Consider the following 12,757-nt stretch of genomic DNA (forward strand, 5'->3'; position numbering starts at 1 on the left):
TGTTTCATTGACCGGGCTGCATATGCACCGCATCTTATTCTTGGGAGTCCTGATCATCATGAGTTCATGCACCTTGCGCGCCGCGCCTGTCGCGCCGACCGAATCACCGCAACGCCTCGACGGCAAGTTCCGCAATCCCGTGCAGATGCACAAGCTGGGCACGGCGGCCACGCTCAAGCTGATGTGGACTTTCTTCTTTGATAAGCCCGACAGCACCGTACCTGCGGCGGCCGTGCCCGTGCAAGCCCTGACCCGGGCGCAGCTGCTGGCTGCCGCCGACAACAGCCTGTTTCGCCTCGGTCATTCAACGCTGCTGCTGAAACTCAATGGCGAATTCTTTCTCACCGACCCCGTGTTTTCCGAGCGCGCCTCGCCCGTGCAGTGGGCCGGACCGAAGCGTTTCCATCAGCCGCCCATCGGCATCGACGATTTGCCGCCGATCAAGGCCGTCATCCTGTCGCACGACCATTACGACCACCTCGACCATGCCGCCGTGCTGCAGCTGGCCGCCAAGACCGAACACTTCGTCGCGCCGCTGGGCGTGGGCGATACCCTGGTCGAATGGGGCGTGCCGGCCGCCAAGGTGCGGCAGTTCGACTGGTGGCAGGGCACGACAATTGCCGGCGTGAAACTCGTCGCCACGCCGTCGCAGCATTTCTCGGGGCGGGGCTTGTTTGACGGTAATCAAACCCTGTGGGCATCGTGGGTCATCGACGCGCCCGGGGTGCGCGTGTTTTTCAGCGGTGACTCCGGCTATTTCGACGGTTTCAAGCAGATCGGCGACAAGTACGGTCCGTTCGACGTGACCATGATCGAGACGGGTGCCTACGACAAGCAGTGGCCCGACGTGCACATGCAGCCGGAGGAAACCCTGCAAGCGCACCTGGACTTGCGCGGCAAGTGGCTCATGCCCGTGCATAACGGCACCTTTGACCTGGGTCTGCACGCCTGGCACGAGCCGTTCGACCGCATCACGGGACTGGCGGCCAGGCAGGGCGTGAACCTGGCCACGCCGCAGATGGGCGAGGCGGTGGATTTACGGCAGCCGAAGCAGGGCGAGAAGTGGTGGCTGGCGATGCTGGAAGAAGAGATGCTGCGGTAATTTACGCCGTCACGTCGATCAGGCGGCCCAGCGTCTGGCCATAGCCGTTCAGCTGGGGCGCGCTCTTCGACGCAGCCGCGATGGCTTGCTGCGGCACGGCCACCTTGATCGCCTGGTCCAGCTGCGGCGCCTTGATGGCGGGCTGGGCACTGGCCTCGGCTTGCTGGCTGCTGCGCTGGGCTTGGCTCAGCTGTTCCTTTTCACGGCTCAGCAACTGGCGGCTTTGCGCCAGCTGTTCGCTGTCGCGCTGCACCTGGTTCTGGCCTTGCTCGACCCTGCGCTGCGCCGTGGCCAGCGATGCCTGCACATTGTTGACGGAAGTTAGCGAGACCACATTGTTCACCTTTGAAGTATGCCCAGCCATGTGCAGAAGAGGAAACCTCCAGCGGGAGGCGCGACATGTCCGCAAGTAATCTTTACCTGAATCAAGAATAGGATAAATTCTCGCACAGTTCCAGTAAATTATGTTTTCTTGATAATTTTATTGTGCGCGCCTGGCATTGCAGCAATAGCAAGATGGCGGTGCCGGGGCCATTGTCATAGTGGGTACCCACTTTCGTGTACCTCGCTGCCCCGTCTGCCATGGGCCATGCCACGCTGTGCAGATGGCAAATTGACTACATTTAAAATATTGCTTTTTAAATAGTCAATCCATTGTTGTTTTTTTACCATGTCGATGTACTGTATTGCAGGGACTGTTTGGCGCTCTCGGCTATAATTGACGGTCAAAGTTGGTTTCTTTTGCCGTACAGACAGGTAGTTAACACATGAATCTCAAGAGCCTCGCAATTGCCCTCGGCATGTCGAAAACGACGGTCAGCAGGGCGTTGAACGGCTATCCGGAAGTCAATTCCCGCACCCGTGAAATCGTCCTGGCGGCCGCCAAGAAGGTGGGCTACCGGCCCAACCCGCTGGCGCGCAGCCTGGCCGTCGGCCGCACGAACGTGCTCGGCATGATCTATCCCCTGCTACCCAGCGACCTGGGCGACAGCGTCTTTCTGTCCGTCGTGAACGGCATGTCCGACGCCGTGGAAGCGTCGAAGATGAGCCTGATCATCGCCCCCGTGTCGCCGCAGAACGAACAGCCCTCGTATGAAACCATGGTGCGCGGACGCCAGGTCGACGGCCTCGTGGTGGGCCGCACCAGGGTGGTCGACGAGCGCATCGCCTACCTGACGAAGGTGGATTTTCCGTTTGTGGCGAACGGCCGCACGCGCATCGACGCGCCCTACGCGTATTTTGACTACGACAACGACACGGGCATCGACCTGGCCGTATCCTTCCTGTTGGCCCATGGCCACCAGCGCATCGCCCTGCTCAGTGCGCCGCTGGAGCTGCACTTCGCCTACGAGCGCAAGGAAAGTTTCATCCGTTGCCTGGCACAGGCTGGCTTGCAGGCCGATCCCCGCTACCTGCTCGACAATACTTTTGATCGCCGCAGCGGCTACCAGGCCATGCAGCAATTGCTGGCCTGCTCGCCGCGCCCGACGGCCGTCATCGTCGATAACCACCTGTCCGGCGTGGGCGTGGTGCGCGCCCTGATGGACGCAGGTATCGAGATCGGCAAGGACATTTCCGTCGTCGTCTGGGGTAATGTGGAAGACACCTTGATCGGCATCAACGTCACCACCATCGACCAGCCCGACCTGCGCCGCGCCGGCGCCAAGATGGTGGAAATGCTGCAATCCTTGCTGACCGGCACGCCGCCAGAACGGCTGCAGGAAATCTGGCAACCGGTGCTGTTGCCGGGGGCGACGGTGGGGCGCTGCGCGGACGCATGAAAAAAAACGCAGAGCCGAGGCTCTGCGTTTTCATGTTAACACCGGCTTGTCACCTTAGGCCGCATGCTTCGTTCCATCAGCCAGCACACCCAGCAATCTCGCCTTGTCCTTGCGGTAAGTATCGACGGCCGCTTCCTTGACGTGGCCGAAGCCGCGGATTTTCTCGGGCAGGGTTGCCAGTTCCACGCAGGTGGCCAGGTTGTCCGCCGTCAGGTTGACCAGCAGGCCGGCCAGCAGTTCGCGGTATTCGACGATCAGCGCGCGTTCCATCTTGCGCTCGGCCGTATAACCGAAGACGTCGAAGGTGCCGCCGCGCAAGCCTTTGGCTTTGGCCAGCAGCTGGAAGGCGCGCCACATCCAGGAACCGAACTCCGCTTTCACCAGGTGCCCCTTCGCATCTTTCTTGGCAAACAGCGGCGGCGCCAGGTTGAATTTCACGGAGAAGTTGCCTTCGAACTGCTGTTGCAACTGCTCCACGAAACGGCCATTCGTGTACAAGCGCGCCACTTCATATTCGTCCTTGTAGGCGAGCAACTTGAAATAGCTCTTGGCGACAGCCGTCGACAGCTTCTGGCCCAGTCCCAGGGTGTTCTCGCGGTCGCGCACCTGTTTGACCAGGGTCAAGTAACCATCCGCATACGCGGCGTTTTGATATGCGGTGAGGAATTCCACGCGCTTCTTGATGACGCTGTCGAGGCTTTGCGGCATTTGCACGATGATCGCTTGCGACGGCGTGGCGATTTGGGTCACCTTGCGCACGTCGACGGCGGCGCGGCGGCCCCACAGGAAACTTTTCTTGTTCGATTCGATGCCCACGCCATTGAGTTCGATGGCGCGCAGCAGGGCCGCTTGCGTCAGCGGGATGCGGCCTTTTTGCCAGGCGTAGCCGAGCATGAACAGGTTGGCGGCAATCGAGTCGCCCATCAGCGCGGTGGCCAATTTCGTCGCGTCGATGAAGTCGGCCGCGTCGGCGCCGCCCACGGATTCCTCGATCAGCTGGCGCACTTCCGCCGTCGGATATTGCCAGTCAGCATTTTGCGCAAACGTGCCGGGCGGTTGCTCGTGCAGGTTGACGACGGCCAGGCTGCGGCCCGGGCGCATTTTCGACACGGCATCCTGCGCGCCGGCCGTCAGCATGTCGCAGCCCAGGATCAGGTCCGCTTCGCCCGTGGCGATGCGCTGCGCGCGGATGTGCGCCGGAGACTTGGCGATTTTTACGTGCGAGGTGACGGAACCGTTCTTTTGCGACATGCCCGTCATGTCCAGCACGGAGGCGCCCTTGCCTTCCAAGTGGGCCGCCATGCCCATCAGCGCGCCGACGGTGATGACGCCCGTGCCGCCGATGCCGTTGATCAGGATGTTGTACGGTGCCTCGCAGGCGGGCAGTTGGGGTTCCGGCAGGGGGCCGAAGTCGTCCGTCTCGCCCGGCTTGCCCGCTCCCGTCTTGGTTTTTTTCAGGCTGCCGCCTTCGACGGTGACGAAGCTGGGGCAGAAACCTTTGGCGCACGAGTAATCCTTGTTGCACGAGGATTGGTCGATGGTGCGCTTGCGGCCAAATTCCGTCTCTTTCGGCAGGATCGACACGCAGTTCGACTGCACGCCGCAGTCGCCGCAGCCTTCGCAGACGGCGTCGTTGATGACCATGCGTTTGGCCAAGTCCGGATACTCGCCTTTTTTCCTGCGCCGGCGTTTCTCGGCGGCGCAGGTCTGGTCGTAGATCAGCACGGACACACCTGGCACGTCGCGCAATTCGCGCTGCACGGCATCCATGTCCTTGCGGTCATGCAAGGTCACGTGGGCGGGCAGGTTGCTGCGGTCGCTGTAGCGCGATAAATCTTCCGTCACCAGCGCGATGCGGGCGATGCCTTCGGCCGCCACCTGCTGCGCCATCATCGGTACGGTAATCAAGCCGTCCACGGGCTGGCCGCCCGTCATGGCGACGGCGTCGTTATAGAGAATCTTGTAGGTGATGTTCACCTTGGCCGCCTGCGCGGCGCGGATGGCCAGGTATCCGGAATGAAAGTAGGTGCCGTCGCCGAGGTTCTGGAACACGTGCGGCAGTTCGGAAAACGCGGCCTGGCCTATCCACGGCGCGCCTTCCCCGCCCATGTGCGTGGTCAGCTTGTTCATTTCCGGATAGATCGACGTGGCCATCACGTGGCAGCCGATGCCGGCCAGCGCCAGGCTGCCGTCGGGCACCTTGGTCGACGTATTGTGCGGGCAGCCGGAGCAGTAAAACGCGGGGCGGAACGGCGTGTTCACGGCTTTCTTTAATACCGCATCCTTGGCGTCGAGGAAGCTGAGTCTCGCCTTGATCAGGTCGCAGGTGACGGGGTCGGAAATGAGGCGCGCGATGCGGCTGGCGATGACACGCGCCACTTGCGAGACGGAAAAATCCGCCTTCGAGGTGAGCAGCCATTCGCCGCGCGGCGCCACCCATTCGCCTTTTTCGTCGAACTTGCCGATGACGCGCGGGCGCACGTCGTCGCGCCAGTTGTAGAGTTGTTCTTTCAACTGGTATTCGACGATCTGACGTTTCTCTTCTACTACGAGAATTTCATCGAGACCTTGCGCAAACTCACGCACGCTGTCCGGTTCCAGCGGCCACGGCATGGCCACCTTGAACAGGCGCATGCCCACGTCGGCCGCCATCTGCTCGTCGATGCCCAGCTCTTCCAGTGCTTCGAGCACATCCAGATACGATTTGCCGGAGGCGATGATGCCCAGCTTGGCGTTCGGGCTGTTGATGGTGGTGTGGTTGAGCTTGTTTTCGCGTGCGTAGGCCAGCGCCGCATAGATCTTGTAGTCCTGCATCAGCGCTTCCTGGTTGCGCGCCTGCTGGCCCAGCGGGATGCTCGACAGGCGCGCGTTCAGGCCGCCTTCGGGCATGACGAAGTCCTGCGGAATCTTGACTTCCACGCGGAACGGGTCGGCGTCGATGGAGGCAGACGATTCGACCGTGTCGGCCAGGGCCTTGAAGGCCACCGTGCAGCCGGAAAAGCGCGACATGGCCCAGCCATGGATGCCCAGGTCCAGGTATTCCTGCACATTGCATGGATACAAGACTGGGATCATCGAGGCGGAGAACAAATGGTCGGACTGGTGCGGCAGGGTCGAGGAGTACGCGCCATGGTCGTCGCCGGCCACCAGCAGCACGCCGCCCAGTTTTGACGTTCCCGCATGGTTCATGTGCTTGAAGACATCGCCGCAGCGGTCCACGCCCGGACCCTTGCCGTACCACATGGCGAACACGCCGTCGTACTTGGCCGGGCCGATCAGGTCGACCTGCTGCGAACCCCAGACGGCCGTGGCCGCCAAGTCTTCGTTGACGCCGGGCACGAACTGCACGTGGTGCGCTTCCAGCTGTTTCTTGGCTTTCCACAGGTTTTCATCGAGGCCGCCCAGGGGCGAGCCGCGGTAGCCGGAAATGAAGCCGGCCGTGTTCAGGCCGGCAGCCTGGTCGCGCAGGCGCTGCATCATGGGCAGGCGCACGAGGGCCTGGATGCCGGACAGGAAGATGGCGCCGGATGTGGCCGTGTATTTGTCGTCGAGGCTGACGGTGGTCAAGCGGGATGTGTCGGGGGGCGTAGATGGCGCGGCACCGGCGTTTCTAGCGAACGCTGCGGAGCCGTTTTCCGTGGTCACGGACATGGCTGTCTCCAAAAGGGTGTTTCAGATATCGGCTGCACCAGGGGCGCGCCCGGTAAGGCGCGCGCTGTGCAGACGGGATGGCCGCGTGTGGGCGGCACATAACTATTTTAAATCTAAAATAATTAATGTGGTCAGTGTAGAACGACCTCGGGGAAGGGGCAAATACGCTTTGACGATGGGGGTATAAGAAAAAATGATGGCCTGCCTTGCGCCCAAGACAGGCCGTGTCTGCCGTGCACGCTCAGGGCTGTGTCCATTGCAGCTTGCGCGCGCGCAAGGGATAGGCGACGGGCGTCAACTCGGGCAGCAGGGCATTGAGCGAGTCTTGCGTCAGCTCCAGGGCTTTTTGCGGACTGAGTTCATTGATACTGATGGTGCTGAAGATACCGTTATCAAAGCTCAGATAGACGGGAGGCCCGTTTTCCTTGATATCGAAGGTCTTGCGGTCTTTGTAGAAGGCGATTTCGTACGTGCCCGGCGGCAGTTCCAGCGCCACATGGGTCCTGGAGTCATTATAGTAAGAGGTTTTTTTCGCGCGGCCCTGCAGATGGCTGGCCTGGATATCATAGAATTTCCTGCCACTGTCGAATTTCTCGCTATCCACTGTTTCTTGCGGCATGCGGTTAAAGAAGATCAGATTGGCTTTTTTGTTGAGTGCCGTGCCCGCCTGTCCTGGCACATTCGACGGCTCCAGGGCGGTCGTGCGGCGCATGCCTTGTTCCTCGGCTTGTTGCACGGTTTTGCGCTCAATGATCGCGTTCAGCGTAATGGCAACGTGCAGTGGCCCTATACGATTTGCCTCTTTGACATCGTAGCTGAGTCCCTTCATCGCGGCGCGTGTCGTTTCGATGGAATGCCAGATCGTTTTGGCTGCAACCCGGTCGTATACCACCGTTTCAATGAGCATGACGAGGCTGGAGTAGCAGCCAAAGCTATTGCATTTTCCTAGCGTGGTATCGGCATATTTCCAGTCCACCAGAGCCACGTAGCGCCGTCCCGTCGTGCTGGCAGGCAGTCCCTGCACGGTGTCGAGGATGGATGGCTGCTTGAACACGGGCGGCATGGGGACGAAGGCGAATTCTTCTTTCGGATCCTTGGCAGCGTCGACATAGGCACGGCAAGCCCAGCTCTTGAACAGGGAGGTGTTGTCCGACGAGACGATGGTACCCCAGGTACTTTCATGGGTCTTGGGCGTGCAACTTTCCGGCGCAATAAATACCACCACCTGGATTTCTTTTCTTTCGATGGGCTGCGCAACATCGCTGAGCAGCACCTCGCGCAAGGGAAATGCGGATTGAGGGCGGGCGGCTTGGGCGCCCTGCATCAGTAGCAGCAGGGCGGCGCTTGCCGCCAGGCAGCGCAAGGAGGTGGAAAACAAGGACATGGTGATGATGGTGAAATGAATAAGACCATCATTTTATTTCTTTTGGGAAATTATTGTTGGAAAAATAAGGCTGCTACAGCACCTTCGCCCCTACCCAGCGCCCGCTGCCGCACAGTTCGGCGGCCACTTGCAGCACGAGGTTTTTCACGGCGTTGCCCGCATTCGTCAGCGGGATGTTTTTTGACGCGCACAGGGCCACCGTGCGCGACAGCACGGGGCTGTGGATGGCATAGCTGCGCATGGCGCCGCTGTCGAGTTCGGCCAGCAGGGGCGCGGCGGGCAGGATGGTGGCGCCCATGCCGGCCAGGATGGCCGATTTCAGGATGGCAATCGAGTTGATCTCGATCACGTTCGCCGCTTCCAGACCCAGTTCGCGGGCGCGGCTGTCGATGCGCGGGCGCACGCCATGCTGCAGGCCCGGCAGGATCAGGGTGGCGGCCAGCGCCTGTTTCAGCGACAGGGCGCGGCCGTCGGGCGCGAACGGCGAATCGCTGCGGCAAATGAAACGCATCTCTTCTTCCACCAGCGGGCTGCAGGCAAAGGGCGTGAGCTGGCCATCGTCGAACAGCACGGCCAGGTTGATGCGGCCCGATTTGAGCTGTTCGTTCAGGTTGCCCGTGATTTCTTCCGTCAGCTGCAGCGTGATTTCGGGGTAGCGTTCGCGCGCGGCCAGCAGCAGGGGCAGGGCCAGGGCGCCGGAGATGCTGTGTGGCAAGCCCAAGGTGACATTGCCGGACGGCCGCGTGGCGCTTTGCGTGACGGCCGAGCGGGCGTCGGCCACCTGCTTGAGGATGGCTTGCGCATGTTCGTAGAACACCTTGCCCGCGTCCGTGCTGAGCACGCCCTGGGCCGAGCGGTGCAGCAGCTGCACGCCCAGTTCCTCTTCCAGCTGGCGCAGCTGCTGCGTCAGGGCCGGCTGCGCCACGTGCAGGATCAGGGCCGCGCGCGACAGCGAGCCGTGGTCGACGATGGCAACAAAGTAGCGTAATTGGCGCAGTTCCATGGGTCCCAGAATCGGTGCGGTGATCGGAAAAACAGCATGTTGCGCCGCGGCGCCGAACGCGGCCCGCAGAATAACAATTTTGTTATACTCATTCTAGCCCCTTCGGTGCTCCAGACGCGTATTTGTGGGATGACAGCATGCTCAAGAAAGTTGATTCGTCTCAATTAAAAGTGGGCATGTATATCCATGACCTCAGCTGCGACTGGATGACGCATCCCTTCGTGCGCAACCGCTTCCTGTTGCGCAGCGACGAAGAGATCCGCAAGATCATCCAGGCCGGCATCCACGACGTGGTGATCGACAGCGGCAAGGGTCTCGACGTGCAGGATGCGCCCACCGTGGCGCAGGCCAAGGCGGAAACGGAACGCGAGCTGGTGCAGATCGCCACGGCGCCGCAGGTGGTCACGCGCGTGTCGCTGGGCATGGAGCTGGCGCGCGCCACGCAGGTGCGGCGGCAGGCCGCCAGTCTGGTGCGCACGGTAATGGCCGATGTGCGCCTGGGCAAGGCCGTCGAGCTCGACCGCGTGCAGCACACGGTGCAGGATATTACCGAATCGATCCTGCGCAATCCGGGCGCCCTCGTCGGCTTGTTGCGCATCAAGACCAAGGATGACTATACCTTCCTGCATTCCGTCAGCGTGTGCGCGCTGCTGGTGGCGTTTTGCCGCTCGCGCGGACTCGACGCCACGGCCACGCACCAGGCGGGCCTGGGCGGCTTGCTGCACGACACGGGCAAGGCGCTGGTGCCCGACAGCGTGCTGAACAAAGCTGGTCCTTTGACGCCGGAAGAATTCGCGCTGATCAAGCGCCATCCGCGCGACGGCTACGATATCCTGTGCCGCTCGCCCGAGCTGGGCGCCATTCCCCTCGACATCGCCCTGCACCACCACGAGCGGCGCGACGGCAGCGGCTACCCGGACCAGCTGGCCGGCGACGCCATCAGCGAACTGGCGCAGATGGCGGCCATTGTCGACGTGTATGACGCGCTGACGTCGGACCGCAGCTACCACAAGGGCATCGCGGCCGCCGAAGCCCTGCGCAAGATCTATGAGTGGAGCAAATTCCATTTCAACCCCGTGTTCGCGCAGGATTTCATGCGCTGCGTGGGGATCTATCCGGTAGGCACCATGGTGATGCTGGAATCGGGCCGCCTGGCCGTCGTCGTCGAGGCGCACGAAAGCAATCTGCTGGCGCCGAAGGTCAACGTTTTCTTCAGTACCAAGAGCAAGACCTACATCAAGCCCGAGACGGTCGACCTGTCGCGCGGCTTCGGCTTCGGCGGCGCCGACAAGATCGTCGGCCACGAGTCGGCTGCCAAGTGGCAGGTCGATCCCATGCGCTTTTTATCGCTGGCGGATGCATGAACGGTGTGCGCCTTTGAAAAAGAGCGCCTGAAAAACGTTCAGGGCAGGGCGCTGGCGCGAAGACAGTACGACCAGTACGGCAAGCAGCCGCAACGCCGCCATGGACGCGCAGGTGCACATCTTCGGGTGATCAGAAGAATTCCGCCGTATCGTTCGAGGCGATAGTCGTTAACAAACCTTTCGCGACCAGCTCGTCATAGTGGCAAGCCAGGTTGCGGCCATGGCTTTTCGCGTAATACAAGGCCTGGTCGGCGCGGCCGAGGATGATGACGGGCGCCTCGTAGGCGTTGATACTGACGAAGCCCACGCTGACGGTGACCTTGCCCACTTGCGGGAAGTCGTGCGCCTCGACGTTGGTGCGGAAGCGGTCGATGATTTTCTGCGCATTTTCCAAGGTGATCGAGCGCAGCAGCACGACGAATTCCTCGCCGCCGAAGCGGAAGATGCGGTCTTGCGAGCGGAACGACGATTGCAGCTGGTTGGCGATCAGGATCAGCACTTCATCGCCGTACAGGTGGCCGAACTTGTCGTTGACCAGTTTGAAATGATCGACGTCGATCACGGCCAGCCATTGCCGTTCCGTATCCGTATGGTGGCGCCGCTCTTCCTCGACGGGACGCGGCCTCGCCGCTTCCGGCTCGCCGCGGCTTTGCAGGATTTTCGCCAGCTGGTCGTCGAAGGTCTTGCGATTCAACAAGCCTGTCAGCGAATCGCGTTCGCTGTAGTCAAGCAGGTTCTGGAAATTGCGGTACACGCTGACGATGCCGCCGATCACCTGGATGGTGGCGCCCGTGTACGGCGTGGGGTTGGTGATTTCCAGGCAGGTGGTGACCTGGTCGCCGATCCAGATGGGCAGCCACAGCAGGTGGCGGCCGTCGGCGCACAGGGTATCGGCGCTCGCTTCATGGCGATGGATGCAGGCGGCCAGCGCCGGGTAGTCGGACAGCGGTTCGCCGGGCAGGGTAGGGTCGTTATGCTCTTCCATGCGGGCTACGCTGCCCGCCACGATGATGGCCCGCGACCGCACGAAGGCCTGGCCACGCACTGTGGTCAGCGCCAGCACACGGGTCTGCGACGCGGAAGCGAGTTCCTGGACGGCCGAGATCACGGAGATGTCGAGCATCGTGTGATCGCGGTGCCCTGTCATGTCCACCATGTGTTTCAGTAGGGAATCCATTGTCGTTCTCTGGAAAGTAGTCACACAAGTGTCGTCATACCAGCATTGCATCAAGCAAGAGCATGTTCGCGTCCGTCTACAAGAAGCCAAGATTTATTTGGTGGCATGACGCTCTGTACCGCCGGGCGAGAGGCCTTTCCAAAGAAGAGCTAAGCAGGATAATGTCTTTTTGCCTAATAGGCAATTAACGTATGCAATATTTCATGTAAATACATGATATTGATGCAGCCCGTTGCAAAAAGTGCCCTGACGCAGGCTTTCAATCCTCTATGCAACATTTGCGTGCATCCGCCCTCATTTTCACAAGCTTTGATAATTTCTATATGGAAACTTGTGGCGCGTCAATTTGTCGAAACGTGGACGCTTTATAGTCAATGCAATGGCGCAGAAATTTACGGCAGGAAACATATTAGCAGGAAAGGGCAATGTTTCACACCCGATTGCGCCAGGGACTTGTGATTCACTTTTTGGGAGCTTGTCATGCATACCTTCCTGTCGGCAGCACAGCAGTTTATCAAGGATGAGGATGGCATTACGGCAATCGAATACGGCCTGATCGCGGCATTGATGGCAACTGCCATCACTGCCGGTTTCTTGCTGATCAAGACCAACTTGCTGGCCGTCCTCACCGACATTTCGTCGAACCTGGTGTTGACGCCCTAAGCGGGTGCCCGCCATCGGCCGGCCGGTGGCGGGTTTTTTCGGGAGGTGTGCCATGCCTGCAACTGCCTTGTGCGACCTGCTGTTGTTGTTTTTTGTGACCGCCGCTGCCGTCAGTGATTTGATCCGCCGCAAGATTCCGAATGCCTTGGTGTTGTCCGGCATCCTCACCGCGCTGGCACTGCATTTGTGGCTGTGGCCGCAACAACTGGCGCCGCTGTGGCTGGGCGGCATGGCCACGGGCTTTTTCCTGTTTTTGCCGCTGTACGTGCTGCGCGGCATGGCTGCCGGCGACGTCAAGCTGATCGCCATGGCGGGCGCTTTCGCCGGCCCCTGGCCCGTGCTGCAGATCTGTTTTGCCACCTTTCTATTGGGCGGCGTGATGGCCTTGCTGATGATTACGTATCAGGGAAAATGGCGCGCCTGCCTGCGCAACCTGCGGCAGCTGCTGTGGCCGATGATCGCGCGCACGGCCGGCATCCCGCTGGTACCCACGCAGCTCGACAGCCATGCCAGCGTGGGCAACATGCCCTACGGCCTGGCCATCGCCCTCGGTTGCCTGGCCGTGCAGGGACGTCAGTATTTCTGAGTTGCATTCATTGCTCTTGATCAATGGGCGTGCGCCCCCGCTCGCT

At 61.0% G+C, this 12,757-nt stretch carries 10 protein-coding genes; 5 read left to right on the forward strand and 5 right to left on the reverse strand.

Annotation, left to right across the window (positions count from 1 at the left end):
* Nucleotides 1-58 precede the first annotated feature (58 nt).
* Nucleotides 59-1,102, forward strand: coding sequence for an MBL fold metallo-hydrolase (locus tag BXA07_RS01480; RefSeq protein WP_076565638.1), 1,044 nt, complete (start codon nucleotides 59-61; stop codon nucleotides 1,100-1,102).
* A 1-nt stretch (nucleotide 1,103) separates the two neighbouring features.
* Here the strand turns inward: BXA07_RS01480 and BXA07_RS01485 are convergent, their stop codons facing one another.
* Nucleotides 1,104-1,436: a hypothetical protein gene (locus BXA07_RS01485; RefSeq protein ID WP_076565640.1), complete on the reverse strand. Its 333-nt coding sequence runs from the start codon at nucleotides 1,434-1,436 to the stop codon at nucleotides 1,104-1,106.
* A gap of 433 nt (nucleotides 1,437-1,869) precedes the next feature.
* On the opposite strand from BXA07_RS01485, the gene BXA07_RS01490 reads away from it, so the two are divergent.
* Nucleotides 1,870-2,883: a substrate-binding domain-containing protein gene (locus BXA07_RS01490; RefSeq protein WP_076564986.1), complete on the forward strand. Its 1,014-nt coding sequence runs from the start codon at nucleotides 1,870-1,872 to the stop codon at nucleotides 2,881-2,883.
* Nucleotides 2,884-2,937: 54 nt separating this feature from the next.
* Here the strand turns inward: BXA07_RS01490 and BXA07_RS01495 are convergent, their stop codons facing one another.
* From BXA07_RS01495 to BXA07_RS01505, 3 genes are all read right to left on the reverse strand, one after another.
* Nucleotides 2,938-6,534, reverse strand: coding sequence for an indolepyruvate ferredoxin oxidoreductase family protein (locus BXA07_RS01495; RefSeq protein ID WP_076564987.1), 3,597 nt, complete (start codon nucleotides 6,532-6,534; stop codon nucleotides 2,938-2,940).
* A 241-nt stretch (nucleotides 6,535-6,775) separates the two neighbouring features.
* The gene (locus tag BXA07_RS01500) at nucleotides 6,776-7,918 is read right to left on the reverse strand and encodes a hypothetical protein (RefSeq protein WP_076564989.1); all 1,143 of its coding nucleotides are present in this window, start codon (nucleotides 7,916-7,918) and stop codon (nucleotides 6,776-6,778) included.
* Between the two features lie 73 nt (nucleotides 7,919-7,991).
* A complete protein-coding gene (locus BXA07_RS01505; RefSeq protein ID WP_076564990.1) occupies nucleotides 7,992-8,921 on the reverse strand; it encodes a LysR substrate-binding domain-containing protein in 930 nt (309 codons plus the stop codon).
* 137 nt (nucleotides 8,922-9,058) lie between these two features.
* Between BXA07_RS01505 and BXA07_RS01510 the strand changes: the two genes are divergently transcribed.
* Nucleotides 9,059-10,285, forward strand: a complete 1,227-nt coding sequence (locus tag BXA07_RS01510; RefSeq protein WP_076564992.1) for an HD-GYP domain-containing protein — start codon at nucleotides 9,059-9,061, stop codon at nucleotides 10,283-10,285.
* 130 nt (nucleotides 10,286-10,415) lie between these two features.
* Here the strand turns inward: BXA07_RS01510 and BXA07_RS01515 are convergent, their stop codons facing one another.
* Nucleotides 10,416-11,462 carry a GGDEF domain-containing protein gene (locus BXA07_RS01515; RefSeq protein WP_076564994.1) on the reverse strand — a complete coding sequence of 349 codons (1,047 nt, stop codon included), beginning with the start codon at nucleotides 11,460-11,462 and terminating at the stop codon, nucleotides 10,416-10,418.
* 480 nt (nucleotides 11,463-11,942) lie between these two features.
* On the opposite strand from BXA07_RS01515, the gene BXA07_RS01520 reads away from it, so the two are divergent.
* Together BXA07_RS01520 and BXA07_RS01525 are read left to right on the forward strand one after the other, a co-directional pair.
* On the forward strand, nucleotides 11,943-12,125 hold the full coding sequence (locus BXA07_RS01520; RefSeq protein ID WP_076564995.1) for a Flp family type IVb pilin: 183 nt from the start codon (nucleotides 11,943-11,945) through the stop codon (nucleotides 12,123-12,125).
* 52 nt (nucleotides 12,126-12,177) lie between these two features.
* Entirely contained in the window at nucleotides 12,178-12,711 is a 534-nt protein-coding gene (locus tag BXA07_RS01525) for an A24 family peptidase (RefSeq protein WP_076564997.1), read from the forward strand.
* Nucleotides 12,712-12,757: the final 46 nt, after the last annotated feature.

Source organism: Janthinobacterium sp. TND4EL3 (assembly GCF_900156175.1).
Lineage (GTDB): Bacteria > Pseudomonadota > Gammaproteobacteria > Burkholderiales > Burkholderiaceae_D > Janthinobacterium.

Bases quoted from the DNA above. Each gene is read 5' to 3' on its own strand.
- BXA07_RS01480 (WP_076565638.1), top strand. From the start codon at position 59: ATGAGTTCATGCACCTTGCGCGCCGCGCCTGTCGCGCCGACCGAATCA.
- BXA07_RS01490 (WP_076564986.1), top strand. From the start codon at position 1,870: ATGAATCTCAAGAGCCTCGCAATTGCCCTCGGCATGTCGAAAACGACG.
- BXA07_RS01495 (WP_076564987.1), bottom strand. From the start codon at position 6,534: ATGTCCGTGACCACGGAAAACGGCTCCGCAGCGTTCGCTAGAAACGCC.
- BXA07_RS01500 (WP_076564989.1), bottom strand. From the start codon at position 7,918: ATGTCCTTGTTTTCCACCTCCTTGCGCTGCCTGGCGGCAAGCGCCGCC.
- BXA07_RS01505 (WP_076564990.1), bottom strand. From the start codon at position 8,921: ATGGAACTGCGCCAATTACGCTACTTTGTTGCCATCGTCGACCACGGC.
- BXA07_RS01510 (WP_076564992.1), top strand. From the start codon at position 9,059: ATGCTCAAGAAAGTTGATTCGTCTCAATTAAAAGTGGGCATGTATATC.
- BXA07_RS01515 (WP_076564994.1), bottom strand. From the start codon at position 11,462: ATGGATTCCCTACTGAAACACATGGTGGACATGACAGGGCACCGCGAT.
- BXA07_RS01520 (WP_076564995.1), top strand. From the start codon at position 11,943: ATGCATACCTTCCTGTCGGCAGCACAGCAGTTTATCAAGGATGAGGAT.
- BXA07_RS01525 (WP_076564997.1), top strand. From the start codon at position 12,178: ATGCCTGCAACTGCCTTGTGCGACCTGCTGTTGTTGTTTTTTGTGACC.